This window comes from Mesorhizobium sp. M8A.F.Ca.ET.218.01.1.1, assembly GCF_004791165.1.
Classification (GTDB): domain Bacteria; phylum Pseudomonadota; class Alphaproteobacteria; order Rhizobiales; family Rhizobiaceae; genus Mesorhizobium.
Genome location: NZ_SRUZ01000193.1, coordinates 1 through 287 on the forward strand (window position 1 = coordinate 1; position 287 = coordinate 287).

Consider the following 287-nt stretch of genomic DNA (forward strand, 5'->3'; position numbering starts at 1 on the left):
TCCGCTCTGCCCCGAAGCAGGCACGGCGCCCCGCTGGACGCCATGAGCGCGCGCAGGACCGATGCGCCGCTGGCGCTCAGCGTCGGCGATCCGTCCGGCGTCGGACCGGAGATCGCCATCGCCGCCTGGCAGGCAGGCGACAGCGCCGGTGTGCCGCCTTTCTACTTGCTCGCCGACCCGGCCCTTATTGCGGCGCGGGCGCGCGAAATCGGCGCAACGATAGCGATCGTGGAGACCTTGCCGGGGCAAGCGGCGCATCACTTTCCCCGCGCCCTCCCCATCGTTCC

General features: G+C 72.1%; 1 pseudogene. It reads left to right on the forward strand.

Going from position 1 to position 287, the window contains the following annotated elements:
* Positions 1 to 42: 42 nt before the first annotated feature.
* Positions 43 to 287 (forward strand): annotated as a pseudogene (locus tag EN861_RS34985) (4-hydroxythreonine-4-phosphate dehydrogenase); the annotation flags it as partial.